The organism is Kutzneria buriramensis, from assembly GCF_003387475.1.
GTDB classification, from domain to species: Bacteria; Actinomycetota; Actinomycetes; order Mycobacteriales; family Pseudonocardiaceae; genus Kutzneria; species Kutzneria buriramensis.
In genome coordinates, this window is the sequence record NZ_QUNO01000001.1 from 784,842 (window position 1) to 808,653 (window position 23,812).

Consider the following 23,812-nt stretch of genomic DNA (forward strand, 5'->3'; position numbering starts at 1 on the left):
GGGGTGGCCCACACACTCTAGCGACACTGCGTGACGGCCGGGAGTGGCTAGGGTGAAATCCACCCGCCCGGTGCTGTCAATCCGCCATCAGTGGCCGGTGGACAGGCTGTTCATGGCCGCCTCGGCGACCCGTTGCGCGCCAAGGCAAAGATCATCTTGGGGGATCGGGGTGGCGCTGCCGCCGTCCCGGAACAGCACGTCCAGGAACTCGCCCTGGGCCACGTCGACCTCGACGTTACAGAGCGTGTCCAGGTTGGGGGTGCGCACCTCCAGCGCCGGGAAGCCGATGACGGAGATCACCTTGGCGGTGTTCTGCGCCTCGTCGGAGATCCACAGCTCGGCGCCCTCGTTCGTGACGAGAGCGAGCCGCGCGACCTGGCCGCTGTAGGTCCCCCGGATGGTGCAGGCCCGGGCCTTGAGCTCGGTGTCGGTGTACGGCGTGGGCGTGGTGTCCAGGCTCAGCTGCGTCCGCTGCTGCTTGGTCAGGATGGTGCACGGGTTGACCTTGTCCAGCGGCAGCTCCCGCGGTCGCGGCGGCAGCGTGAGGCTGGTCGTGGTGGGAGTCGTCGGCGCCGGCGAGGCCGACGTGGTGTTGTCGTGCGTCTGGCTGGCCTCGGACACCGGGAACACGGAGCAGCCCGCGAGGGCCACCGCCGCGCACAGCAGGAGCAGCGCGAGTCGCATGGCCGGTCAGACTAGCGACCGGGTCCAGACGTGCACCTTCGCCCCGCACTGGTCGACCGTCCGGTCGTAGGCGAAGCCGCACTTCTCCGCGACCCGCCGCGACGACTCGTTGCCGTCCTGGAACAGGTACTCGACCCTGGTCAGGCCCAGCGCGCCGGCGCCGAACCGCAGCGCCGCGGCCAGGCCATCGCTGACCACGCCGCGATTGCGGTGCCGGGGCGCGGCCCAGCAGGCCGCCGCCGCGAAACCGGCGTCGAGGTTCAGGTCCTTGAGCCCGACCTCGCCCAGCAGCTCCCCGGTGTTCTGGTCGGCCACCGCCCACGAGCAGCGCTCGTCGTCGGCCCACTGCCGGGCCCGCATCGCCACGTAGTCGCCCGCGCCGGCCAGGTCCGTGATGCGGTGGCTGATCCAGCGCAGGCTGATCGGATCGGTGAACGCCTCCAGGATCGACGGCCGGTCGTCGATCCTGTCGTCGGCCCGCAACTGACGGAGGTAGTACCTACCCGCGTTGATCTCGACCGGTTCCACGGGATCCAACCTAATCCCCGCGGATTTCCCTTCGACGGCGACGCATGTCGTCCCGGATCTGGTGGCGTTCCTCGCGCCAGCGGTCACGCTCGCGGCGGCCCTGGTCCCGGTCGTCGTGACGGCCACGGCCCCAGAGCGCGCCGGTGAACCAGCTCAGCAGGAACGGCACGGCCATGAACTGCCACCGCTCGGTGGTGAGGCCGATCGCGATGCACACCGGCCAGCTGGCGGCCGAGATGGTGGCCATGGACACCCGGAGGCCGGTGCGGCGGGAGACCTCGGCCTCGGCAATCTTGGCCGGCGGCTGCGTGGGCGCAGCCGCCGGCTGCGGCCGGGGCGCCGAACCCGGCTGGGGGTCCGGCAGGTCGGTGAACAGCTCCACCAGCTCGCCGCGGGTGCGCGCGGCGGTCACCTTGGCCGACCGCTCCCCGTACTCGTCGATGGTCAACCGACCGGCGCTCATGTGCTCGCCGAGCGCGGCGAGCGCCTGCTCGCGTTCGGTGTCACCGATCCGCATGTCCGGGGACTCGTTCACGTGGCCAATCGTACGGCGCACCCACGGTTGTCCGTCATGACATCCGTCAGGTCAGTCCTTGATCTCCAACAACACCGTGCCCTGCGTGACCGTTTCGCCCGGAGTGGCCGCGAGTCCCCTCACCGTGCCGGCCTTGTGCGCGGTGACCGGGTTCTCCATCTTCATGGCCTCCAGCACCACCAGCAGCTCGCCGGCCTCGACGACCTGCCCGTCGGCGACCGCGACCTTGACGATCGTGCCCTGCATCGGCGCCGCCACGGCGTCACCGGACACGGCCGCCGAGGACTTGCCGGCACGCTTGCGGGGCTTGGCCTTTGCCGCGGCCGGGGCGGCCGCGCCGACGGACAGCGTCGACGGCAGCGACACCTCCAGCCGACGGCCGCCGACCTCGACGACCACGGTCTGCCGCTCGCCGTCCTCCTCCTCGGCGGTGGCCGGGTCGGTGAACGGCGCGATGGTGTTGTCGAACTCCGTCTCGATCCACCGGGTGTGCACGGTGAATCCGTCCTCGGCGGTGAACGCCGAATCCCGGACGACGGCGCGGTGGAACGGCAGCACGGTGGCCATGCCCTCGACCACCATCTCGTCCAGCGCGCGGCGGGCCCGGGCCAGCGCCTGCCGCCGGTCCTCGCCGGTGACGATCAGCTTGGCCAGCAACGAGTCGAACTGGCCGCCGATCACGTCGCCCGAGCGCACGCCGGCGTCCACGCGCACACCGGGGCCGGCCGGCTCGACGAACGTCGTCACGACACCGGGCGCGGGCAGGAAGTTGCGGCCGGCGTCCTCGCCGTTGATCCGGAACTCGATGGAGTGGCCGCGCGGGGCCGGGTCCTCGGTGAAGCGGAGCTTCTCGTTGGCGGCGATGCGGAACTGTTCCAGCACCAGGTCGATGCCCGAGGTCTCCTCGCTGACCGGGTGCTCGACCTGGAGCCGGGTGTTGACCTCCAGGAAGGAGATCGACCCGTCCAGGCCGACGAGGTACTCGACGGTGCCGGCGCCGTAGTAGCCGGCCTCGGCGCAGATCGCCTTGGCACTGCTGTGGATCCGGGCGCGCTGCTCGTCGGTGAGGAACGGCGCGGGCGCCTCCTCGACCAGCTTCTGGTGCCGGCGCTGAAGCGAGCAGTCGCGGGTGCCAACGACGATCACGTTGCCGTGCTTGTCGGCGACCACCTGCGCCTCGACGTGGCGGGGCTTGTCCAGGTAGCGCTCCACGAAGCACTCGCCGCGCCCGAACGCCGTGACGGCCTCGCGGACGGCGGAGTCGAACAGCTCGGGGATCTCCTCGATGGTGCGGGCGACCTTCAGGCCGCGGCCGCCGCCGCCGAAGGCGGCCTTGATCGCCACCGGCAGCCCGTGCTCCCGCGCGAAGGCGACGATCTCGTCGGGACCGGACACCGGGTCCTTGGTGCCGGGCACCAGCGGCGCGCCGGCGCGCATGGCGATGTGCCGGGCGGTGACCTTGTCGCCGAGGTCGCGGATGGCCTGCGGGGACGGCCCGATCCAGACCAGGCCGGCGTCCAGCACGGCCTGCGCGAAGTCGGCGTTCTCCGACAGGAAGCCGTAGCCGGGGTGCACCGCGTCGGCGCCGGCGCGCTTGGCGACGTCCAGCAGCTTGTCGATCACGAGGTAGCTCTCGCCGGGGGTCGAGCCGCCGAGGGCGAAGGCCTCGTCGGCCATCCGCGCGAAGGGCGCGTCCCGGTCCGGGTCCGCGTACACGGCGACGCTGGCCAGGCCGGCGTCGCGACAGGCGCGGATCACCCGTACGGCGATCTCACCACGATTGGCGACCAGGACCTTGTGCAGCGTGATGGGGCCCAGGTCTGCGGCCGACTCTGGCACGCCATACCTCCTCGTACGACTGCGCGTTTCGCAGCAGTCTACGGACGAGTAACCCCGCGCGGGGGGAGACCATGCTCACGGCCGGACGAGCGCGGGGGCGGGGTTGACGTGCAGACTCGGGGGGAACGACAGGAGGTGCCGGCGCATGACCAGGACGTCCCGACCGGTTGTGATCGCGGTTGTGGCCGCCGCGCTGGTGTTGGTCGCCGCCCTGGGCACCACGGTCGTGATGCGGCAGCTGCGGTCGGCCGCGGGCGAGTCGGGGCAGGGCACGCGGGTGGACGCGGGCCCCGCGACGCCCGAACAGGTCCAGCTGTGCGGGCAGGCGGCGTGCGTGAAACTGGCCAGCGTGTCGATGCCGCAGTTCAAGGAGACCGTCGAGCTGCTGGCCGACGGCAAGGGCCAGTCCGCGCGGCTGCGTATCACCTCGGACCGCGGCACGGTCGTCTTCAGCTCGCAGATCCCCACCGTGGTCGGGAAGTCGATCACCTGCGAGGAGGGCAAGACGTCGGCCTGCCTGCTCCAGGGGCCGCAGGACGGCGGCGTGGTCGGCGAGGTGTACGTCGACAAGGCCGGGGCGTGGAGCCAGACCGCTATGCCGTTCGGCTCGGACGCCGGCTACCTCGCGCTGCGCGACGTCGACGGCGACGGAACACCCGATGTGGTGACGGTGCAGCGGCGCTGCGGCGACAATCCCGCCGCCTCGTGCACGAAGGTCGTGGCCGACGTGTTCCAGCTCACCGGCGACGAGGTGGGGTGCAGCGCCGTCTACGCGCGGCCGCAGGACCTGCCGGGGTGGCCCGAGGTGGCGCCGTCGAAGCTGTCCGAGTGCTCCTCATGACCACAGGTCGACGACGCTGACGCCGACCTCGGCCAGCAGCCGGCGGGTCAGCGGCAGGCTGATCCCGATCACGCTGGAGTGGTCGCCGTCGATGCCGTCGACGAACCAGCCGCCCATGCCGTCCAATGTGAACGCGCCGGCGACGGCCAGCGGCTCGCCGGTGGCGATGTAGGCGTCGAGCTCGGCGTCGGTGGGGGTGCCGAAGCGGACGGTGGTGGTCTCCGCGCCGGAGGCCTGACGGGCCACGGCGCCGTCGACCAGGCGCAGCACGACGTGGCCGGTGAGCAGGTCGCCGGTCTTGCCGGCCATCTCCTGCCAGCGGGCGCGGGCCACCTCGGGGGTGCCGGGCTTGCCGACCATCCGGCCGTTGATCGACAGCATCGAGTCGCAGCCGATGACCACCGCGTCCGGCAGCTCGCCGGCCAGCGCCTCGACGACGGCGTGCGCCTTGGCCTCGGCCAGCGCGGTGACGAGCTCGTCGGGGCGGGGATCGGTCAGCGCCGCCGCGACGGCGTCCTCGTCGACACCGGACACCCGGACGACGGGGTCGATGCCGGCGGCACGCAGCACACCGAGGCGGGCGGGGGACGCGGAGCCGAGAACGAGTCGCACGGCTGCGAACCCTAGGCCACGGGCGGGGCGGGCCCGCCCGTGGCATCCGCGATTACGGCAGGGAACCCACCAGCGGAACCTGGATGGAGGTGCCGGTGAGGCTGAGCGTGATCTTCGGCTTGCCGCTGCCGGCCGTGATGTAGCCGTTGTCGGTGCCGCCGACGATGAGCGCGAGCCGGTGCCCGGCCGCCACCTGGTGGTCGGTCGTCGCCAGCTTGAACGTCATCGTGTACTGCTTGCCCGGCGTCAAGGTCGCCTTGCTGCCCAGCGACGCGTAGTGGCCGAGGTCGGCCCAGCCGCGGCTGATCACCTCGGCGTTGACGTCGATCGTGTCGGCCGAGGTGTCGAGGAAGCAGCCGGTGTCGCTGGGCGTCCCGGAGCCGAAGCACGTCCGGGTGGTGCCCGTGACGATGCCCTCGCCGTCACCGTCGAAGTTGCGCACGGTCTCCGGCCCGAGGTCGACGAGCACCGCCGACACCTGCCCGCTGGTGCCCGACGACGACGCCGTCACGGTGATCGTGCTGGTGCCCGAGACCGTGACGGGGGAGGAAAGAGTGCCGCTGCTGAACACGACCCGGGCGCTGTTGGCGGTGTCCGGATTGGACTCCCAGTTGGTCTCGCTCAGGCTGGGGTTGTCCGTGAACGTCTCCACCGCGCCGGCCTTCGGCGCGGTGCTGCCGAGCTTGCCGAGGCCGTTCGTGGTGGTGCCGCTCAACTTCAGCGACGTGGCGGTGGCCGCCTCGGGGAAGCTGGCGGCGTCGACCCAGTTGTCGGGGGTGCGTTCCACCGACAGCTGCGGCCCGTTCTGGATGCCGTTGTCCACGCCCAACAGGTAGTGGTCGAACCACTGGTGCAGGGTGTCCACCCACTGCGTGCGGCGGTAGTCGAACGGGTCCACGTGGCTGGTCTGGGACAGCCAGATCTTGCGCTCCACGCCCTGCGCGGCCAGCGCGTCCCACCACTGCCCGAAGTTGATCGTCTTGACGTTCGTGTCCTCGACACCGTGTGCGATGAACACGCTGGCGTGCACGTTGGCGGCCGACTTGTAGTAGTTGCGCTGGTCCCACCAGGACGTGTAGTTGCCGTTGGTGGGCGAGCCGGCGTCGATCGCGGACTGCACGCTGCCGCAGCCGTTCTGCGCGGCGGAGTTCTCCACCAGGCTGGACAGCCCGGACGGCTGGCCGGCGGTCAGGTCGGCGCCGTTGGCCCGGTAGTAGTCGTACCAGGAGGAGATCGCCGAGATCGGCACGACCGTCTTCAGGCCGGCGACCCCCGTGGCGGCCACGCCGTTGGCGATGGTTCCGTCCCAGGACTTGCCGATCATGCCGACGCTGCCGCTGGTCCAGGTGGCCCTCACGGTGGTCGACCCGGTGGCGGAGGTGTACGCGGTGGCGCGGCCGTTCAGCCAGTCGACCACGGCCTTGGCCGAGCCGATGTCCGACGGGCCGCCGACGTCCACGCAGCCGTTGGAGCGGTTGGTGCCGGCCAGGTCCACCAGCACGATCGCGTAGCCGCGGGGCACGAAGTAGTTGTCGTAGTACAGCGGGAACTGGAGCGGCTTGCCGGCCGAGTCGTAGGTCTTGAGCTGTGACTCGTTGCCGCGCCCGCAGCAGGCGTAGTAGGGGCTGGCGTCCATGATCACCGGCACCCCGGAGCTCAGCTCCGAGGGGCGGATGATGTCCGCGGCGACCCGGACCGCCTTGCCGCTCGGGTCCTTCAGGCCGGTGTCGACCCAGGCGGTCTCACGGATCGCGTTGGCGTAGCTGTAGATCGGCTGGCTGCCGCCGTCGTGCGGGGCCGCGGGGGCAGCCCCGGCCAGACCCGGGACGAGCGCCATCGTCAACCCGGCGACGAGACCGGTCAGCAGGGTGGATAACCGTGTCACCTTCACCGGAACGACGTTACGAACCGTCCCGAGTCACGCAGTAGAGCCGATAGGCGGGTCTGTCGTCAGCGGTGGGAGAACTGCCACGCGCCAGGGCCCGGCCGCAGCGGTTGGCGCAGCTGCGGGGCGCCCCAGCGGGACGGCGCGGCGGGTTCGTCCGAACGGGTGGGGGCGGCCGCGACGGCGCTCACCACCGCGGTCAGCACGGCCAGTTCGGTGTCGTCCGGGTTGCCCCGGACGACACGCAGCAGCGGACGCTCTTCGCCGCTCACAGCGGGATGTTCCCATGCTTCTTGGGCGGCAACGCTTCCCGCTTCTCGCGCAGGGTGCGCAGCGCGCGGGCGACATAGCCCCGGGTGTAGGAGGGAGGGATCACCGAGTCGACGTAGCCGCGCTCGGCGGCCACGTACGGGTTGCACAGCGTGTCCTCGTACTCCTGGATCAGCTTGGCGCGCAACGCTTCCACGTCCTCGCCGCGCTCCTTGGCCTCGGCCAGCGTGCGCCGGTGCACGATGTTGGCCGCGCCCTGCGCGCCCATCACCGCGATCTGCGCGGTCGGCCAGGCCAGGTTCAGGTCCGCGCCCAGGTGCTTGGAGCCCATCACGTCGTACGCGCCGCCGTAGGCCTTGCGGGTGATCACCGTGACCAGCGGCACCGTCGCCTCGGCGTAGGCGTAGATCAGCTTGGCGCCGCGGCGGATGATGCCGTTCCACTCCTGGTCGGTGCCCGGCAGGAAGCCCGGCACGTCCACGAAGGTCAGCACCGGGATGTTGAAGGCGTCGCAGGTGCGGACGAAGCGGGCCGCCTTCTCGCTGGCGTCGATGTCCAGGCAGCCGGCGAACTGGGTCGGCTGGTTGGCGACCACGCCGACCGCGTGGCCCTCCAGCCGGCCGAAGCCGACCACGATGTTCGGCGCGAACAGCTGGTGCACCTCGAGGAACTCGCCGTCGTCGACGACGCGGGAGATCACCTCGTGGATGTCGTAGGGCTGGTTGGCCGAGTCGGGCACGATCGTGTCCAGCTCGCGGTCGGCGTCGGTGAGCCCGTCCGCGACCGAGCCGGCCTCCTCCATCCCCGGGAAGACCGGCGGCTCGGCGAGGTTGTTGGACGGCAGGTAGGACAGCAGCTCCTTGACGTAGGAGATGGCGTCCTCCTCGTCGGAGCCGAGGTAGTGCGCGTTGCCGGACTTGGTGTTGTGGGTCCGGCCGCCGCCGAGCTCCTCGAAGCCCACGTCCTCGCCGGTGACGGTCTTGATCACGTCCGGGCCGGTGATGAACATGTGCGAGGTCTTGTCGACCATCACGGTGAAGTCGGTGAGCGCGGGCGAGTAGACGTGGCCGCCGGCGGCCGAGCCCATGATCAGCGAGATCTGCGGGATCACGCCGGAGGCGTGCGTGTTGCGGCGGAAGATCTCGCCGTACAGGCCGAGCGAGACCACGCCCTCCTGGATGCGCGCGCCGCCGCCCTCGTTGATGCCGACGATCGGGCTGCCGGTCTTCATGGCCAGGTCCATGATCTTGACGATCTTCTCGCCGTAGACCTCGCCCAGCGAGCCGCCGAAGATGGTCACGTCCTGGCTGAACACGCACACCCGGCGGCCGTCGACGGTGCCGTAGCCGGTGACCACGCCGTCGCCGTAGGGCCGGTTGCGCTCCTGGCCGAAGTTGGTCGACCGGTGGCGGGCGTGCTCGTCGAGTTCGATGAACGAGCCGGGATCGAGCAGCAGGTCGATCCGCTCCCGGGCGGTGAGCTTGCCCTTGGCGTGCTGCTTCTCGATGGCACGCTCGGATCCCGCGTGCACCGCCTCGTCGTTGCGGCGGTAGAGGTCGGCCAGCTTGCCGGCGGTGGTGTGGATGTCCGGCTCCGCCGTTGGAGCGACACCCACTGGCTCGGTCGCACTGCTCATGCCGAGGCACTCTAACCACGGTCCCGCCGGAGGTTACTGACACGTAGCCCACATCACCCCGGCGAGTCACGCTTACAGACACACCGAATGTCGGTTTCAGGCACATACGCTCTGCAACCGTGCCCCAACCCCTGGACGAGAACCGGTTGCGAGCCGCGCTGATTGGCCCGTACGCACAGGTCGACGTCGTCGCGAGCACCGGCTCCACCAACGCCGACCTGCGGGAGGCCGCCCGCACGGGCGCCGCCGACCGCACCGTGCTGTTCGCCGAGGAGCAGACCGCCGGCCAGGGCCGCCGCGCCCGCACCTGGGTCTCCCCGCCGCACACCGGCCTGTACGTGAGCGTCCTGCTCCGCCCGGACGTGCCGCCGCACCGGATCCCGTGGATCACCCTGCTCGCCGGCGTCGCGCTGGCCCGCACCGCCAACACCCTCGGCGTCGACGCCGTCCTGAAGTGGCCGAACGACCTGCTCGCCAACGGGTCCAAGTGCGCCGGCGTCCTCGCCGAGGCCGACGGGGCCGTGGTGCTGGGCATGGGCCTGAACGTCGCGACCCTGCCCGGCGACGTGCCGCCCGGCGCGGGCGGCCTGCCGGCGACCTCGCTGGAGCAGCAGGGCGCGACCACCACGGACCGTACGGAAATCGCCGTCCACCTGCTGCGCAACCTCGCCGAGCTGGACGACGCCTGGCGGCAGCACGACGGCGATCCGCTCACCTCCGGCCTGCACGCCGAGTACCGCCGACACTGCTCCACCCTGGGCCAGTTGGTGCGTATCGAGCTCCCCGGCGACCGTGAGCTCCAGGGAACCGCCGTCGAGATCGACGTCGACGGGCAGCTCGTGATCCGCACCGAGGACGGCCGCCGGCACAGCGTCCACGCAGGTGACGTGGTGCACCTGCGATCGGCGGCCGACTGACCACCGGTACCGTGGCGGCGTCACCAGCTTCGGGAGGAATCGCCGTGGCCTATCCAGACGACCTGCTCGGCGAGGACGAGCACGTCGTGATCCACAAGCACCCGCACTGGAAGATGCTGTTCTGGCCGACGGTGGTCTTCCTGATCACGGTCGCCGCGGGCGCCTATCTCGCCGCGCTGGTCAGCAGCCAGAGCTGGCGCGAGTACGCCTGGATCGCGATCGGGGCGATCGCCCTCATCGTGATCGTGTGGATCGTGCTCGGGCCGCTGATCCGCTGGCGGACCACGCACTTCGTGCTCACCACCCACCGTGTGATGGTGCGCGAGGGCGTGCTGACCCGGACCGGCATCGACATCCCGATGTCCCGGATCAACAGCGTGCAGTTCCGGCACGGCCTGCTGGACCGGCTGGTCGGCGCGGGCACGCTGATCATCGAGTCGGCGTCGGACGAGCCGCTGGAGTTCGACGACATCCCCAACGTGGAGTACGTGCACTCGCTGCTCTACCGGGAGATCAACGACGACCCCAATGACGACTTCCACCCCGGCCACTCCGAGCGGGGCCACCGGTGACGGCCCGATCCGTCGGCCTGCCCAGCACGGTCCGCGCCGACGGGCTGCCCGAGCGCGTCACGATCTGGGAGGTCGGCGCGCGCGACGGCCTCCAGAACGAGTCGTCGGTCGTGGACGTCGCGGTGAAGCTGGAGTTCCTGGACCGGCTGGCCGACGCCGGCCTGTCCGTGCTGGAGGCGACCAGCTTCGTGCACCCGCAGTGGGTGCCGCAGCTGGCCGACGCCGAGCAGCTGTTGGCCGGCCTCAAGCAGCGGGACGGCGTGGCCTACCCGGTGCTGGTGCCCAACGAGCGCGGCCTGGACCGCGCGCTGGCCGCCGGCGTCCGGCACATCGCGATCTTCGGCAGCGCCACCGAGACGTTCGCCAACAAGAACCTCAACCGAACTCTGGACGAACAGTTCGCGATGTTCGAGCCGGTGGTCGCCCGCGCCCGCAAGGAGGGCCTGGACGTCCGCGCCTACGTGTCGATGTGCTTCGGCGACCCTTGGGAGGGGCACGTATCGCCGGCGCAGGTGGTGTCGGTCGGGACCCGGCTGCTGGACATGGGCTGCTCGCAGCTGTCGCTGGGCGACACCATCGGCGTCGCCACGCCCGGACAGGTCGAGGCGGTCGTCGGCGGCTTCCCGACGGTCGACAACCTGGCCGTGCACTTCCACGACACCTACGGCCAGGCGCTGTCGAACACGTTGGCGGCACTGCGTTGTGGAGTGACCACAGTGGACTCGTCGGCCGGCGGCCTGGGCGGCTGTCCGTACGCGGAGTCGGCGACCGGCAACCTCGCCACCGAGGACCTGGTGTGGATGCTGGACGGTCTGGGTGTCGAGCACGGCGTCGACCTGGACGCGCTGGTAGCCACCAGCGCGTGGATGGCGGAGCGGCTGGGGCGGCCGAGCCCGTCGCGGGTCGTGCGGGCCCTGGCCGGATGAGTGCCGGCACCGGGCTCGACGTCACGGTCGAGGCCCTGACCGAGCGGAACTGGCCCGCGCTCCAGGAGTTGCTCGGGCCGCAGGGCGGCGCCAGCGGCTGCTGGTGCATGTGGTTCCGCCGCACGGCCACGGAGTTCAAGCGCAACAAGGGGGAGCCGAACCGCGAGGCGCTGGGGGAGCTCGTCGGCTCCGGCGAGCCGGTGGGTCTGCTCGCGATGGACGCCGGCGGTCGGGCCCTGGGCTGGGTGGCCGTCGCGCCGCGGCTGGCGCACATCCGCCTGGACCGCTCCGCGGTCGCCGCGCCGCCCGATCCCCGTGAAGACCTGTCGGACGTGTGGTCGGTGACCTGTTTCTTCGTGCACCGCACGGCCCGCGGTACCGGCATCACGAGATCGCTTCTGGCCGCCGCCGTGACCTACGCGGCAGAGCACGGCGCCCGCTGCATCGAGGGCTACCCCACCGACACGGACGGGGAACGCAAGCAGGTCAGCACCCTGTACCACGGCACCCTGGCGATGTTCATGGAAGCCGGCTTCGAGCTGATCGGCCGGCGGGGCATCAAGCGGGCCCTGGTCCGGAGAGACCTCCGGTGATCACGGCCTTCGTCGACTCGTCGCCGGTGCTCGTGTGGCGTTTCGACGAACCCCGGCTGGCCATTTCCTCGGCGCCCTACGGCGGCGGCATCGGCGATCGCGGTTGGGTGCTCAACGCCACCGTGCCATCGGGCTACGACCGGCTCGACCCGGACCGACACATCGCGGAGATCGCCCGGGAGCTCAACCTGGCCGGCCCCGGCATCGGCCTGCTCACCGCCGTGGACGTGCGCAAGGTCATCGCGGTGACGGAACGAGGCGTCACCGCCTACGTGACCACCGGGGTGCGCGTGCCGACCTGGGCCGCCGCGCCCGACGCCACCGGCGAACGCATCGGCACCATCAACGCCGTGTGCCGGCTGCCCGTCCGATTAGGACCCGCGGCGCTGGTGAACGCCGTGGCCACCGTGACGGAGGCCAAGTCTCAGGCCCTGTTCGAGGCCGGCGTCGACGGCACCGGCACCGCCACCGACGCGGTTGTGTTGCTGTGCCCCACTTTCGGGCCCGCCGAGCAGTACGGCGGGCCGCGCTCGCGGATCGGCGCCGCGCTGGCCCGCGCCGTGCACGAGGCCGTCAGCTCCGGGCTGCGCTAGTCCCGAACATGCCCGTGAACGTGGACCGCAGCACCGGCTGGCCGTCCCGGTCGGCCTGCGCGCGGATCTCCACCAGGCCCAGATTCGGCCGGCTGCGCGAGAGCCGTGCGGACAGCACCTCCAGCGAGAAGTCCAGTTTGTCCCCCGGGAACACCGGCGCCGGCCACAGCAGGTCCTTGCCGCCGGGGGAGCCCTGCGAGGTCGAGCCGGCCAGCACGCGGTCCGCGTACGCCCGCATCCACAGGCACATGGTGTACCAGCCGGACGCGCACAGGCCGCCGAGCACGGAGTTCTTGCCGGCCTCCTCGTCGAGGTGGAACGGCTGCGGGTCGAACCGGGCGGCGAAGGCCACCATCTCGTCCCGGTCCACGACGGTGCTGCCCAGCTCGACCACGCGGCCGGCGGGCAGGTCCTCGAATGCGATCACGGCTCATTCCTACCCGATCGGGTGGAACCGAACGCGGCGAACGGACGTCCGACCCTCTGACGTGCTCACCATGGCGGGAGGTTACGGCGTGCCAGTTGACCACCAGGCCGAGGTCGACCAGCTGATGGCCGACTACCGGCGGAGTCGGGAGCAACTGGTCGCGGTGCAGCGCGGGCTGGCCGCGATCCAGGAGACCGCGACCAGTCACGACGAGCTGGTGACCGTGACCGTCGGGCCCAGGGGAACGCTGATCGACCTGGTCATCGACGAGCTCGCCTACCGGCGGCTGCGGCCGGCCGAACTGGCCGAGACGATCGTGCGCACCACGGATCTGGCGGTCGCCCGCGCGACCAAGCGCATGCACGAGCAGCTGGCGTCGGTGCTGCCGGCTGGGGCCGATCCCGACGCCGTGCTGTCCGGCCGCGCCGACGTGACCGACGCCGAGGTCGCGCCGGCGCCGCGGCCGGCGTCCCGCGAGGACGACAGCTTCGAGCACCGCAACTGGCTGGTGGACGGGAGGAACGCGTGAACACCGGCGGTTTCAGCACCGACGTCGAGCGGGTACTGGATCGGGCGGGCCAGCTCGACGGGCTGTCCGGCACCGCGCAGTCGATCTTCACCGAGCTGTCCGACGCGCTGGCCGAAGCCGGCCGGTGCTGGGGCGGCGACTCGGTCGGGCAGAGCTTCGCCACCGGCTACCTCGAGTCCGCCGAGGCGACGTTCGAGCTGGTCAAGGCCCTGCCCGGGCAGCTGACCGACGTCGGCGGGCGGCTGGCCAAGCACGCGCACATCCACCGGTCGGCCGACCAGGTCATCGCCACCGGCACGTCGGACTGAGGGGAAACATGGGCATCACCCTGCCGGCCGACCTGGCCGGGATCGCCGGGCAGGTCGGCGTGCAGTGGCCGCAGGCCGACGAGACCAAGATGCACAACGCCGCGCAGGCGTGGCGGACGGCCGCGGCCAAGCTGACGACGCTGGCCAAGGACGCCGACAAGGCCGCCAGCGACGCGCTCGGCGCGATGAGCGGCCAGGCCGCGGACGCCGCCGACCAGTACTGGGGCAAGTTCGTGCAGGGCGAGAACGCCAAGTTCACGCAGGCCGTGCAGGGCTGCCTGGCCGCCGCCGACCGGTTGGAGCAGGCCGCGCAGAAGATCGGCGCCGCCAAGGTCGAGATCGTGCGCAAGCTGACGGCGGTGTCGCAGCAGGCCGGGGCGGCCGGCGCGACGCCCGGCGACCTGTCCAAGGCCGGCCTGCCGACGCTGCTGTCGGGGGCCGGCGCGGACATCAACGGCATCCTCGGCGACCTCACCGGCGCGGTGAACCCGTCGACCCTGGCCACGCCGACCGTCACGGCGGATACGCCGGCCGATCTGTCGTACCAGGCGACCGGGAAGAACGGCGGCCTGCTGGGGTTGTCCTCCGGGCTGCCGACCGTGGACGGGCTGATGTCGACGCCGGGCGTGGACCCGACGCGGTTCCAGGTCGACCCGGCCACAGGTCAATATGTCGACAAAACCACGGGGCAGGTGATCGACCCGAAGACCGGCCTGCCGGTGCTGCCGGTGATGGGCGCCGACGCGCCAACCGGGCAGTTCCCCGTGGGTGGCCCCCATCCGGCCGGGGCTCCGCCGGTCGTGCCGCTGGACAACTCCGCCGCGCCGACCGGGCCTGTACCGCGGCACGTCGTCGACGCCGCAACGCCGCCGGACTACGGCGGCGGTTACTCGGGTGGCGGTGGCGGTGGCTACACGCCCTCGCCGGTGTACTCGGATCCCACGCCGACGGGGCCGGTGCATGTCGCGCCGCACGTGCCGCAGTCGACGACCGTGCAGTCGGCGGCTCCCGTGTACAGCCCGCCTCCGGCACCGGAGGCGCCCGCGTACCAGGCGCCTAGTGGCGGTGGCGGCAACACGTACTGGACGCCGCCGGCGGATGCGCCGGTCGCCGCCGGTCCTGGTGGCGTGGCAGGTCCGCGCATGCCGGTCGGGCCGGTGTACGGCGCGCCCGGTGCGCCGGGGATCAGCGCGCCGGGCGGTCCCGTTGCCGGTGCTCCCGTTGCCGGAGGGCCTGTCGCCGGGGGTCCGGCTGCCGGCGGTCCTGTCGCTGGCGGTGTTGCCGGGGGGCCTGTTGCCGGTGGTGGCGCTGTCGGCGGCCCGATGGCTGGTGGCGCTGGGTCCGTCGGTGCCGGCCAGCCGGGCGTCGGCGCTGGTCAGGGCGCTGTCGGCCAGGCGTACGCGCAGCAGCCGCCCGGCGGCGCGCAGGGCGCGGGTGCCGGCGCGATCGTCAACTCGACGACGCGCCGACCGTCGCCCGGCGACCTCTCGGGCGTGTACGTCGACCCTTCCGTCGCCCCGGTGAAGCCGGTGGTGAAGAAGACCGTCTCGCCGGGCCTGTTCCTCGTCTACATGTTCCCCATCGGCCACATGCCGACGCCCAGCTCACGGCCGGCGCGGCAGCTGCCGCCGCCGCCCGCCGAGGTCGACTACGCCGCCGGCCTGCGGTTCCCGCCGCACGACCACCCCGACTCCGGCCTCATCCAGGCGCTCGGGTCGACGCCGGCCGAGGCGCCCGAACCGCGTGGCGGCGAGGACAGCGGGCTGGCCGACGGCTACGACCCCCTCGGCGGCGAGAACGAGCGGGACTGGGACCGCCGGTTCCTGGTCCGCGCCGGCACCGAGGAGCGCCGCGCCGAGTACGCGTGGCCGCCCGGCGAGCTGTTCCCCGAGGGCGGCTGCGACGCCGGCGAGGCCGTCGTGCTCGAACCCGGCGCCGTCATCGACCGCTTCGGCACCCCCGAGGGGCGCGTGTTCAGCGCCGAGAACACCCCGTTCACGCAGCGCTCGCTGCCGCCCGAGCACCTTGAGGCCGGCTATCGCCGGTACCGGGTGCTCGCCCCGCTGCCCATGTGGCAGACGATCAGCGCCGCCTGGTTCGCCCAGGCCGGCGGCGGCGTCCGCTACCGATCCGTCTACCCCGCCGCGGACCTCGTCGCGCTGGGCTTCCTGGAGGCTGTCGCATGAACGCCGAGTCGATCACGACCTGGCTGGAGACCGTCGGCGTGCCCGCCGAGGTGGTCTCCGTCGGCACCGAGGCCGACAACGCGTGGTGCCTGCTGCGGGAGGAGCCCCTCGGCGAGGAGGGGACCGTCACGTGGGAGGTGTTCTGGCGCGAGCAGGGCAACCGCTACGACTGGGCGCGGTTCAGCAACGAGCAGGTCGCCTGCCACTACCTGTTCGGCCGGCTGACCTGGGCGCAGGTGGCCCGCGGCGCGGTCGGCGTGCTGCCGGCGGTGGAACCGGCCGCACCAGTTCGGGCCGAGCCCGTTGCCGCCCAGCCGGCGCCCGCTCCGCAGGCGCCGGCTCCGCAGGTCTGACCTAGCGCGCCAGCAGGCGCAGCGCCTCGTCGTGCAGGTGGCCGTTGGTGCTCAGCGCCGAGCCGGCCGAGTAGTCCGGCTTGCCGCCGAGGTCGGTGAACCGGCCGCCGGCCTCGGTGACCAGGATCTGCGCGAACGCCACGTCCCACGGATTGACGATCGCCTCCGCGGCGACGTCCATGACGCCCTCGGCGACCAGGCAGTGGCACCAGAAGTCGCCGAACGCCCGGCTCTCCCAGCAGGCGTCGACCAGCCGCAGGTAGGCCTCGCGCGAGTGGTAGGTGGTCCACGCGCCGAGGTCGGTGGTGGTCAGGTACGCGTCCTCCATGGCCGACACGCCCGAGACGGAGATCTTTCTCGGCTCGGTGAGCGGGTCGGACGTCCACGCGCCCTCGCCGGCGGCCGCCCACCAGCGGCGGCCCAGCGCCGGGGCGCTGCACAGGCCCACCTGCGGCTGGCCGTCGACGACCAGCGCCACCAGCGTTCCCCACACGGGCACGCCGCGCAGGAAGTTCTTGGTGCCGTCAATCGGATCCAGCACCCAGGTCCGCCCAGGCCCGGCGCTACCGCCGCGCTCCTCGCCCATGATCGCGTCGTCCGGACGTTCGGCGGCGATCAGCTCGCGCACCGCGTCCTCGACCGCGACGTCGGCGTCGGTGACCGGCGTGCGGTCCGGTTTGCGCTCCACCCGCAGGTCGCGGGCCCGGAACCGGGACAGTGTTATCGCGTCGGCCGCGTCCGCCAGCCGCAACGCCAAGGCCAAGTCGGCACCAAAGGTTGACACGGGTTGGATGTTGTCACGCCTACTCTGACTGGCGTGAGCGTGGTACTGCTGGCCGAGGACGACCCGGCGATCGCCGATCCGCTGTCGCGTGCCCTGCACCGTGAGGGCTACGCCGTGCACGTCGTGGGCGACGGCCCGACTGCGCTGGACGCGGCCACCGCTGGTGGCGTGGACCTGCTCGTGCTGGACCTGGGCCTGCCCGGCATGGACGGGCTGGAGGTCTGCCGCCGGCTGCGCGCGGGCGGCCGGAGCGTGCCGGTGCTGATGCTGACCGCCCGGGCCGACGAGGTCGACTTCGTGGTCGGCCTGGACGCCGGCGCCGACGACTACGTGGCCAAGCCGTTCCGGCTGGCCGAGCTGCTGGCCCGGATCCGGGCGCTGCTGCGGCGCCGGTCGCCCGGCACCGTCGAGGTCAACGGCGTGCGGATGGACCTCGCCGCCCGGCGGGTCACTGTGGACGGTCGCGAGCTCCAGCTGGCCAACAAGGAGTTCGAGCTGCTGCGGGTGCTCATGCAGCACGCCGGCCAGGTGGTCACCCGTGAGGACATCCTGTCCGACGTGTGGAGCGGGCCCGAGCTGAAGAGCAGCAAGACCCTCGACATGCACATGTCGTGGCTGCGCCGCAAGCTCGGCGACGGCTCGCCCAAGGCCGCCGAGCGCCGGATCGCGACCGTGCGCGGGGTCGGGTTCCGCTTCAACTCCGAGTAGCGGATGCGCAAGAAGATCCTCCAGGCCATCCTGCTGGCGGTCGCCGTCACCGGCCTCGCGCTGGGCGGGCCGCTGGTGTACACGACGGTGCTGCTGGTCGAGAGCAACGTGCGGGCGTCGCTGAACGAGAACGCCGCGCGCGTCGCCGACCTGCTCGACGAGCAGTACGCGCAGAAGCACACGATCAAGGTCGACGACATCCGGATCGCGCTGCCGAAGACGTCGTACCTCAAGGTGACCGGTCCGGACGGCTCCGTCAGCCGCACCGGGACGCAGACCACCGGCGACGTCGTGACCGCCACCGCCAACCTCGTGCCGTCGGGCTCCATCGAGCTGTCCATCCCCGCCGACCGCATGCGCCGCGACCAGCTCAGCGAGGGCGGGTTAGTGCTGCTGCTGCTCGTGCTGTCGGTCAGCATCGGCACCGTCGTCGCCACCCTCACCGCGCGGCGGCTCGCCGAGCCCCTTCAGCACGTCGCCGAGCGCGCCACCCGGCTCGGCGCCGGCGACTTCCGTCCGGACGCGCGCCGGCACGGCGTGCAGGAGCTCGACGCCCTCGCCGAGGCGCTCGACACGTCCGCCGCCGCGCTGGCCCAGCTCGTCACGCGGGAGCGGGAGCTCGTCGGCGACGTGTCCCACCAGCTGCGCAGCCGGCTCACCGCGCTTCAGCTCCGGCTCGAGGCGCTGGCCATGCATCCGGAGGAGGAGACCGCCGCCGAGGCGGGTGCCGCGTTGGAGCAGGCCGACCGGTTGGCTGAGGTGCTCGACGAGTTGCTCGCCGCCGCCCGGGCCGCCCGGGCGATGGGCGCCGAGCCGCTGGAGCTGGCCACCGAGCTGCCCGTCATCGTCGAGGAATGGCGGCAGCGGCTGCGGGCCGAGGGCCGGTTGCTGCGGATGAAGGTGCCCGACAGCCTCGTCGTACGGGCCACCCCCGCGCGGCTTCGGGAGGCCATCGGCGTGCTGCTCGACAACGCCCTCCAGCACGGCGACGGCACCGTCACCGTCGCTGCCCGCGTCAGCGAGGGCACCGCCGTCATCGAGGTCTCCGACGCCGGCCTCGGCGTGCCCGACGAGCTCGCCGGTCACATCTTCGAACGCGGCGTCTCCGGCCACGGCTCGACCGGCGTCGGCCTTGCCCTGGCCCGTGCCCTCGTCGACGCCGACGGCGGCCGCATGCAGCTCGCCACGGCCCGCCCCGCCACCTTCGTGATCTTCCTCCCCGTCCCCAAGTCCGACGACCTCCTCGCCGGCGTGGGCTGGCGCGCCGACCCCGGCCCCCGCTGACCCCCGCGAGTCGCGCTCTCACGCACACCGAATGTAGATCTGGGGCACATCGTGGGCGGCCTTGAGCGAATTGACCCGAAAGATGTTGTCGGACCGGACGTTCAGCCTCGTCCGGTGCCGGTGCCGGTGCCGGTGCCGGTGCCGCTGACCGCGTCATCGGCGCACGCCAGTGCCTGCCCAGCCGACCTGAGTTCCGCGTGACCCACCGGTTCGGCGCGACCGATCCGGTGTTGTGGGCGGGGGACATGGCGGCCGGCGCCGCGCGGGCGCACCGCCTCGGGCACCCCCGAACCCCCGCCGCCAACAACACCACCCGCCCGGGGAACGGTCGGCTCAGTCCCTGACGAGCCGGGGCCGGGCGTTGGCGTCGGGGAAGACGAACTTCTTGAACGCCCACCAGCGGAACGCCATGGCGAGCAGGGTGCCGACGATCTGGGCGCTGACGAAGTCGGCGACCTGGACGCCGAACGGGGTGAGGTGGTTGTGGTCGAGCAGCAGCACGTAGCGGGAGACCCACAGCGGCACCGAGTTGAGGGCCACGCCGACGCCGCTGACCAGGAAGAACAGCGCCGCCTCGTGGGGACGCTCGCGGCCGCCGCGGGTGCGGAAGGACCACTCCCGGTTCAGGATGTACGACACGATGGTGGCGATCAGGGTCGCGATGATCTTCGCGGTCACCGGGTGGGTGGCCAGGAAGGTGCTCTTGAGCACCAGGAAGATCGCCGTGTCGATGATGAAGCAGGTACCGCCGACTACGGCGAACTTCACCAGCTCGCGGTGCTTGAGCGCGTACGACCGGAAGGGCTCCGGCACGCGCCTGATGAGGGTCTCGCCTACGGACACTCCGCCGAGTGTAGGGACGAAAACCGCAGGTGTCCGCCCGAGTGGCTCAGGCGACCTGCTCCGACTGCCCCTCGCCGTCGGTCGGCACGGCCCGCAGGTGGGCCACGCTGCTGCCGCGCTCGGGGCGCACGTCGGCGGCCGGGAACACGAACTTCTTGAGCGCCCACCAGCGGAAGACCATGGCGATCAGGGTGCCGATGATGGACCCGAAGAAGAAGTCGGACAGTTCCTGCACGGGCAGGCTGACGGCCGGCGTCTGGAGCCCGAACACGTAGCGCGAGACGAGCGTGGGCAGCAGGTTGATGGCCACACAGATGGCGCTGACCAGGAAGAACAGCGCCGCCTCGTGGTGTCCCTCACGGCCGCCCCTGGTCTGGAACGACCACTCGCGGCTGAGCACGTACGAGACGATGGTCGCGACCACGATGCCGATCGCCTGGGCGGTGATCGGCTTGGTGTCCAGCACGGTCAGCTTGAGGCCGTACCAGACGACGTTCGTGATCACGAAGGTCGTGCCGCCGACGACTGCGAAGCGCACCATCTCGCGGTGCTTGATGATCAACGCGCGCAGAGGCGCCGGAATGCATTTGAACGCGAAATGCACGAGGGACGACACTCAGGCAGTCTACGAACCCCCTGCGGAGCCGGTTCACGGGGTCACCCTGAGTGCCCGATTGAGGCTGTTTGGGGCACCTGTCGACACCCTGTCAGCAGTAGGGCCACCTCGGGTTGAGCAGCGGTAAGCACAGGCCCGGATCGCTGCGCGGAGGCGGCGGCGTCGTGGAATCGGTGGTCGTGGTGGTCGGCGGCGGGGTCGTCGTGGTGGTCGTCGGAGGCGGCGCGGGTGTGGTCGTCTTCGACGGCGGCTGCATGGTGGTGGACGTGGGCGGCGTCGTCTTCGCCGGCGGGACCGTCGGCTTGGTGGTCGACCCAGGCGTCGTCGTCGATGGGATCGTCGGCAGCGCGGAGGACGGCGGCGTCACCGGCACCGCGGGCAGCGGTAGCGGCGGCTCGCCGCCCGCCGGGTCGCAGTCGACGGGCACGTCGATCACCTTGTGCGCGGTGCCCAGCGAGGCGGCGATCTCGACGCTGTCGCCACGGTGGTGCCAACGGAACACCCACACGCTGAACCGCGTGGTCTGCCCGCGCGCGAGGTCGAACTTGCAGTTGATCTGCTCGCCGTCCTGATGGCACGGGGCGAGCGTGAACAACCAGCCGTCACGCGGCGCGTTCGCCGTCACGGTGGCGACGCCGTCGTGTGTGCTGAGGTTCGTCACGGCCACGTCGACGCGTGGCAGCCAGAAGTCGTGCTGCCACACCGTCGCCGTCAGGTCGAGGTCGTCGAGCTGCTGCACCTGCACGTCGACGCTGCCGAGCTGGATGGCCATGCCGCCGTCGGCCATCACCGTGCCGGTGATCTGGCCGCCGGTCGCGTCGAACCCGGCCACCAGCTCGAATCGGAACGTCACGGACTCGCCCGGGGCCAGCCCGACACCGGTGGTGCAGCTGATGGTGCCGGTGCCGCCGGTGCAGCTGATGGTCTGGTTGGCGAGCAGCGCCCTCGCCGCGAACGACTGCGTGCCGCCCTGGGTGGCGGTGACGCCGTTGGGCAGGTTCAGCTTCGCGGTGACGGGGTCGGACGGCCCGTTGCCGTTGTTGGTGACGGTCACCGGCAGCTCCTGCGCCGGCCCACCCGGCACGAGGCTGATCGGCTGCCCCGGCACGGACGGCACGAGGTCCGCCTTCGGCGTGGGAGTTGTCGTCGTGGGCGGTGGTGGCGGCGGTGCCTGTGTGGCGGGGCTGCTCGGCACCGTCGTCGTGGTGGTCGGCGGCGGAGGAGGCGGTGGCGGCTGCGTGGGACTGTGAGTGGGCGGTGGCACCACCGGCGGCGCGGTTGTCGCCGGCGGAGGCGGTGGCGGCGCGGCGTTGGCGACGATGGGCTTGCTCTGCCCTGACGTCAGCGCGAGGACGACTACCGCCGCGAGGGCGGCGGCGGATGCGCCGACACCGATCATCTGACGCGGCACGGAGCTCGCGGCGCCGGCCGCACCGGCAGCTGCGCCACCAGCGGTGCCGGCGGCGACCACGGTCGCGGCCTTCGCCGTCGTAGCGCCGATGGTGGCGAGGTAGCCGGCGGTGCCGATGCCCAGCACCAGCGGCGCGACGATCGCCCGCAGCGCGCCGTTGACGTCGGCGAGCTCGGCGGCGAGCGCGCGGCACCGTTCGCACTCGTCCAGGTGGGTCTCGACCTGGGCGGTCTCCCGCTTCGACAGGCCGCCACGGGTCCACGCGCCGAGGCGATCGACGGTCGCGCGGCACCGGTCGGCTGTGCTCTCCGCGAGATGCACCTGGAGGTACGCCTGCCGCAGGCCCTCGCGCGCTCGGTATGCCAGCGCAGACACGCCGTTGGCGGTCAGTCCCAGGATCGGTGCGACGTCTGCGGGGGACATGCCCTCGATCTCGGTGTGCCACAGCACGGCCTGCCAGCGCTCCGGCAGCCGCGCGAACGCCTTCGCGGCGAGCGAGCGCTCCAGCCCGGAGACGGCGGTGTCGCTGAACTGCACGCTGATGGCCTCGGGGGACGCCACCGTCGTGACGTCCTCGGCGAGCTCCAGCTTGCGGTCGCGGCGCGTCTTGTCATACGCGGTGTGACGGAGTGCGGTGAGGAGGTAGGCGCGGAACGCGGAGTCGGGGCCGCGGCCGTCGCGCAGCGTGTCCAGGACCTTGGCGAACGCCTCGGCGACCAGGTCGTCGGCCTCGGCGGTGGACCGCGTCAGCTGGCGGGCGAGGTTGTACGCCGCGCCGACGTGACGTTCGTACAGCGAGCCGTACGCCGCGGTGTCGCCCGCGCGGACCGATTCGATGAGCTCTGTGTCGCTGGGACCAGGCACTTCAAGAGGAGCTGTCGCCAACGGTCCCCTCTCCTCCCTCTCGAGCGGACACAGTGTGACGGAAACGCGTGCCCGACGTCACGCCGGCAACCAGTTCGGGTGAGGGGAACCGCGTCATACCCGTGTTCGCTCGCCGTCACTTCTTCGGGTCGACAGTCGACCCGTCCGGAGTAGAGAGGAGCGCGGCGAGTGGTTGCGCGCAATGCTGCCTCGTCACTGATCGGCCGAGACGATCACCGTGACGCGCTGTGCACACTGCGGGCCCGGTGGCGCTCCGCGAGCCTGGCGTCCGGGTGGCCCTTCCCCAGCGACTGGGCGTTGGCCGAGGTCGACGAGGTGTGCGCGGCGGTGGTGACCGGGGCCGACCTGGCCGAGGTGGTGCCGGCACTGGGCCGGGCGCGGGCGGCCGCCGGCGCCGGGCTGGACGAGACGCTGCTGGACCTCGCCGCGCTGCACGCCGTGCTGACCTCCCGGGAGACGCTGGTCTCCGCCGACCCCGACGCGCTCCCCTCCAAGCTGCTGCGATCCGCGGCGCTCGGCTGGGCCGACGCGGCCGCCGACCAGCTCGGCACGCGCGAGGCCGTCGACGCCATGACGGGCATGACCACCACCTGCTACCTGCGCACCCGGCTGGGTGAGGTGTACCGCGACGGCGCCGCCGACGACCACGTGCTGATCCTGGTCGGGCTGGACCTGTCGGCGGTCGAGGGCTGGACCCGCTCGGTGGCGATGGTGCTGGTCGCGCAGGTGCTGCGCGAGGTGTTCCCGGGCGGGGAGACGGTGTCGCTGGTCGGCCCGTCGGTGGCCGGTGTGCTGGCCCGCCGCGACGGCCGGACGAGCACCCGGCTGGCCAGGGTCCGCTGGTTACTGGCCCGGCGGCTGACCGTGGACCCGCACCTGCACGACGTCGGCGCCCCCAGCGTGTGGCCGGAGCTGCTGCCCGAGTGCCACCTGGAGGCCTGCGAGCTGCTCGCCCACCTGGGCGGCTGAGAACCCCCGCGCGGCCGGGCGTCTGATCCCTGTCACGGCCGGCTGCGTGGCCCTGTCCCCGACATCCCCTCGCGCCGT

General features: G+C 72.0%; 25 protein-coding genes and 1 pseudogene. 13 read left to right on the forward strand and 13 right to left on the reverse strand.

The features are described 5' to 3' along the window. Nucleotides 1-87: 87 nt before the first annotated feature. Genes BCF44_RS03775 through BCF44_RS03790 form a run of 4 tightly spaced genes read right to left on the reverse strand, consistent with a single transcriptional unit; the run spans nt 88 to nt 3,586 of the window. Nucleotides 88-684 (reverse strand): DUF3558 domain-containing protein, encoded by a 597-nt coding sequence (locus BCF44_RS03775; RefSeq protein ID WP_116172604.1) that lies wholly within the window; start codon nt 682-684, stop codon nt 88-90. Between the two features lie 6 nt (nt 685-690). Further along, nucleotides 691-1,212 (reverse strand): GNAT family N-acetyltransferase, encoded by a 522-nt coding sequence (locus BCF44_RS03780; protein ID WP_116172885.1) that lies wholly within the window; start codon nt 1,210-1,212, stop codon nt 691-693. A gap of 10 nt (nt 1,213-1,222) precedes the next feature. Further along, complete coding sequence (locus BCF44_RS03785; protein WP_246014808.1) at nt 1,223-1,747, reverse strand: DUF1707 SHOCT-like domain-containing protein; 525 nt, start codon at nt 1,745-1,747, stop codon at nt 1,223-1,225. Nucleotides 1,748-1,798: 51 nt separating this feature from the next. Further along, nucleotides 1,799-3,586 carry an acetyl/propionyl/methylcrotonyl-CoA carboxylase subunit alpha gene (locus tag BCF44_RS03790; RefSeq protein WP_116172605.1) on the reverse strand — a complete coding sequence of 596 codons (1,788 nt, stop codon included), beginning with the start codon at nt 3,584-3,586 and terminating at the stop codon, nt 1,799-1,801. A gap of 145 nt (nt 3,587-3,731) precedes the next feature. Here BCF44_RS03790 and BCF44_RS03795 point away from each other — a divergent pair, with 145 nt between their 5' ends. Then, nucleotides 3,732-4,427 carry a hypothetical protein gene (locus BCF44_RS03795; RefSeq protein WP_147328382.1) on the forward strand — a complete coding sequence of 232 codons (696 nt, stop codon included), beginning with the start codon at nt 3,732-3,734 and terminating at the stop codon, nt 4,425-4,427. On the opposite strand, the gene BCF44_RS03800 is transcribed toward BCF44_RS03795, so the two are convergent. The 4 genes from BCF44_RS03800 to BCF44_RS03815 are packed head-to-tail and all read right to left on the reverse strand — an operon-like array spanning nt 4,422 to nt 8,830. Next, the gene (locus BCF44_RS03800; RefSeq protein WP_116172607.1) at nt 4,422-5,039 is read right to left on the reverse strand and encodes a Maf family protein; all 618 of its coding nucleotides are present in this window, start codon (nt 5,037-5,039) and stop codon (nt 4,422-4,424) included. The two genes, BCF44_RS03795 and BCF44_RS03800, sit on opposite strands and share 6 nt — an antisense overlap. A 52-nt stretch (nt 5,040-5,091) precedes the next feature. Beyond that, on the reverse strand, nt 5,092-6,930 hold the full coding sequence (locus BCF44_RS03805) for a Xaa-Pro dipeptidyl-peptidase (RefSeq protein ID WP_342775554.1): 1,839 nt from the start codon (nt 6,928-6,930) through the stop codon (nt 5,092-5,094). Nucleotides 6,931-6,989: 59 nt separating this feature from the next. Further along, nucleotides 6,990-7,196 carry an acyl-CoA carboxylase subunit epsilon gene (locus BCF44_RS03810; protein ID WP_116172608.1) on the reverse strand — a complete coding sequence of 69 codons (207 nt, stop codon included), beginning with the start codon at nt 7,194-7,196 and terminating at the stop codon, nt 6,990-6,992. Next, nucleotides 7,193-8,830, reverse strand: coding sequence for an acyl-CoA carboxylase subunit beta (locus BCF44_RS03815; RefSeq protein WP_116172609.1), 1,638 nt, complete (start codon nt 8,828-8,830; stop codon nt 7,193-7,195). Before BCF44_RS03815 ends, BCF44_RS03810 begins: the two co-directional genes overlap by 4 nt. Before the next feature lie 119 nt (nt 8,831-8,949). Between BCF44_RS03815 and BCF44_RS03820 the strand changes: the two genes are divergently transcribed. From BCF44_RS03820 to BCF44_RS03840, 5 genes are read left to right on the forward strand one after another with little or no spacing between them, the layout of a single operon-like run. Beyond that, nucleotides 8,950-9,747: a biotin--[acetyl-CoA-carboxylase] ligase gene (locus tag BCF44_RS03820; RefSeq protein ID WP_116172610.1), complete on the forward strand. Its 798-nt coding sequence runs from the start codon at nt 8,950-8,952 to the stop codon at nt 9,745-9,747. Between the two features lie 44 nt (nt 9,748-9,791). Continuing rightward, nucleotides 9,792-10,319, forward strand: a complete 528-nt coding sequence (locus BCF44_RS03825) for a PH domain-containing protein (RefSeq protein WP_116172611.1) — start codon at nt 9,792-9,794, stop codon at nt 10,317-10,319. After that, nucleotides 10,316-11,245 carry a hydroxymethylglutaryl-CoA lyase gene (locus tag BCF44_RS03830; RefSeq protein ID WP_116172612.1) on the forward strand — a complete coding sequence of 310 codons (930 nt, stop codon included), beginning with the start codon at nt 10,316-10,318 and terminating at the stop codon, nt 11,243-11,245. The genes BCF44_RS03825 and BCF44_RS03830 overlap by 4 nt, the downstream gene beginning before the upstream one ends. After that, nucleotides 11,242-11,838, forward strand: a complete 597-nt coding sequence (locus BCF44_RS03835; protein WP_116172613.1) for a GNAT family N-acetyltransferase — start codon at nt 11,242-11,244, stop codon at nt 11,836-11,838. The genes BCF44_RS03830 and BCF44_RS03835 overlap by 4 nt, the downstream gene beginning before the upstream one ends. Further along, complete coding sequence (locus BCF44_RS03840; protein WP_116172614.1) at nt 11,835-12,431, forward strand: adenosylcobinamide amidohydrolase; 597 nt, start codon at nt 11,835-11,837, stop codon at nt 12,429-12,431. The genes BCF44_RS03835 and BCF44_RS03840 overlap by 4 nt, the downstream gene beginning before the upstream one ends. On the opposite strand, the gene BCF44_RS03845 is transcribed toward BCF44_RS03840, so the two are convergent. Then, entirely contained in the window at nt 12,412-12,858 is a 447-nt protein-coding gene (locus tag BCF44_RS03845; RefSeq protein WP_246014809.1) for a MaoC family dehydratase, read from the reverse strand. The genes BCF44_RS03840 and BCF44_RS03845 overlap by 20 nt on opposite strands. Before the next feature lie 88 nt (nt 12,859-12,946). On the opposite strand from BCF44_RS03845, the gene BCF44_RS03850 reads away from it, so the two are divergent. From BCF44_RS03850 to BCF44_RS03865, 4 genes and pseudogenes are all read left to right on the forward strand, one after another. Continuing rightward, the gene (locus BCF44_RS03850; protein WP_246014810.1) at nt 12,947-13,387 is read left to right on the forward strand and encodes a YbaB/EbfC family nucleoid-associated protein; all 441 of its coding nucleotides are present in this window, start codon (nt 12,947-12,949) and stop codon (nt 13,385-13,387) included. Next, nucleotides 13,384-13,695 carry a WXG100 family type VII secretion target gene (locus tag BCF44_RS03855; protein WP_116172615.1) on the forward strand — a complete coding sequence of 104 codons (312 nt, stop codon included), beginning with the start codon at nt 13,384-13,386 and terminating at the stop codon, nt 13,693-13,695. Before BCF44_RS03850 ends, BCF44_RS03855 begins: the two co-directional genes overlap by 4 nt. An 8-nt stretch (nt 13,696-13,703) precedes the next feature. Beyond that, nucleotides 13,704-15,881: a glycohydrolase toxin TNT-related protein gene (locus BCF44_RS03860; protein WP_116172616.1), complete on the forward strand. Its 2,178-nt coding sequence runs from the start codon at nt 13,704-13,706 to the stop codon at nt 15,879-15,881. Then, a pseudogene (locus BCF44_RS03865) lies at nt 15,878-16,147 on the forward strand (hypothetical protein); the annotation flags it as partial. The gene BCF44_RS03860 and the pseudogene BCF44_RS03865, both read left to right, overlap by 4 nt. A gap of 88 nt (nt 16,148-16,235) precedes the next feature. Here the strand turns inward: BCF44_RS03865 and hisN are convergent. After that, the gene (gene hisN / locus BCF44_RS03870; RefSeq protein ID WP_116172617.1) at nt 16,236-17,018 is read right to left on the reverse strand and encodes a histidinol-phosphatase; all 783 of its coding nucleotides are present in this window, start codon (nt 17,016-17,018) and stop codon (nt 16,236-16,238) included. A gap of 33 nt (nt 17,019-17,051) precedes the next feature. Between hisN and BCF44_RS03875 the strand changes: the two genes are divergently transcribed. Together BCF44_RS03875 and BCF44_RS03880 are read left to right on the forward strand one after the other, a co-directional pair. Continuing rightward, on the forward strand, nt 17,052-17,726 hold the full coding sequence (locus tag BCF44_RS03875) for a response regulator transcription factor (protein ID WP_116172618.1): 675 nt from the start codon (nt 17,052-17,054) through the stop codon (nt 17,724-17,726). Between the two features lie 3 nt (nt 17,727-17,729). After that, nucleotides 17,730-19,010: an ATP-binding protein gene (locus tag BCF44_RS03880; protein WP_116172619.1), complete on the forward strand. Its 1,281-nt coding sequence runs from the start codon at nt 17,730-17,732 to the stop codon at nt 19,008-19,010. 333 nt (nt 19,011-19,343) lie between these two features. Here BCF44_RS03880 and BCF44_RS03885 read toward each other — a convergent pair whose 3' ends face one another. The 3 genes from BCF44_RS03885 to BCF44_RS03895 all read right to left on the reverse strand — a co-directional run bounded on the left by BCF44_RS03885 (nt 19,344) and on the right by BCF44_RS03895 (nt 22,744). Then, on the reverse strand, nt 19,344-19,853 hold the full coding sequence (locus tag BCF44_RS03885; RefSeq protein ID WP_116172620.1) for a GtrA family protein: 510 nt from the start codon (nt 19,851-19,853) through the stop codon (nt 19,344-19,346). Nucleotides 19,854-19,899: 46 nt separating this feature from the next. Then, nucleotides 19,900-20,394 (reverse strand): GtrA family protein, encoded by a 495-nt coding sequence (locus BCF44_RS03890; protein WP_116172890.1) that lies wholly within the window; start codon nt 20,392-20,394, stop codon nt 19,900-19,902. Between the two features lie 166 nt (nt 20,395-20,560). After that, complete coding sequence (locus BCF44_RS03895; protein ID WP_246014811.1) at nt 20,561-22,744, reverse strand: sigma-70 family RNA polymerase sigma factor; 2,184 nt, start codon at nt 22,742-22,744, stop codon at nt 20,561-20,563. 189 nt (nt 22,745-22,933) lie between these two features. Here BCF44_RS03895 and BCF44_RS03900 point away from each other — a divergent pair, with 189 nt between their 5' ends. Next, nucleotides 22,934-23,734, forward strand: a complete 801-nt coding sequence (locus tag BCF44_RS03900; protein ID WP_116172622.1) for a hypothetical protein — start codon at nt 22,934-22,936, stop codon at nt 23,732-23,734. Nucleotides 23,735-23,812: the final 78 nt, after the last annotated feature.

Excerpts from the sequence above, each read along its gene's own strand:
- BCF44_RS03775 (WP_116172604.1), bottom strand. The coding sequence starts at position 684 with ATGCGACTCGCGCTGCTCCTGCTGTGCGCGGCGGTGGCCCTCGCGGGC.
- BCF44_RS03795 (WP_147328382.1), top strand. The coding sequence starts at position 3,732 with ATGACCAGGACGTCCCGACCGGTTGTGATCGCGGTTGTGGCCGCCGCG.
- BCF44_RS03815 (WP_116172609.1), bottom strand. The coding sequence starts at position 8,830 with ATGAGCAGTGCGACCGAGCCAGTGGGTGTCGCTCCAACGGCGGAGCCG.
- BCF44_RS03835 (WP_116172613.1), top strand. The coding sequence starts at position 11,242 with ATGAGTGCCGGCACCGGGCTCGACGTCACGGTCGAGGCCCTGACCGAG.
- BCF44_RS03860 (WP_116172616.1), top strand. The coding sequence starts at position 13,704 with ATGGGCATCACCCTGCCGGCCGACCTGGCCGGGATCGCCGGGCAGGTC.
- BCF44_RS03880 (WP_116172619.1), top strand. The coding sequence starts at position 17,730 with ATGCGCAAGAAGATCCTCCAGGCCATCCTGCTGGCGGTCGCCGTCACC.
- BCF44_RS03890 (WP_116172890.1), bottom strand. The coding sequence starts at position 20,394 with ATGGTGCGCTTCGCAGTCGTCGGCGGCACGACCTTCGTGATCACGAAC.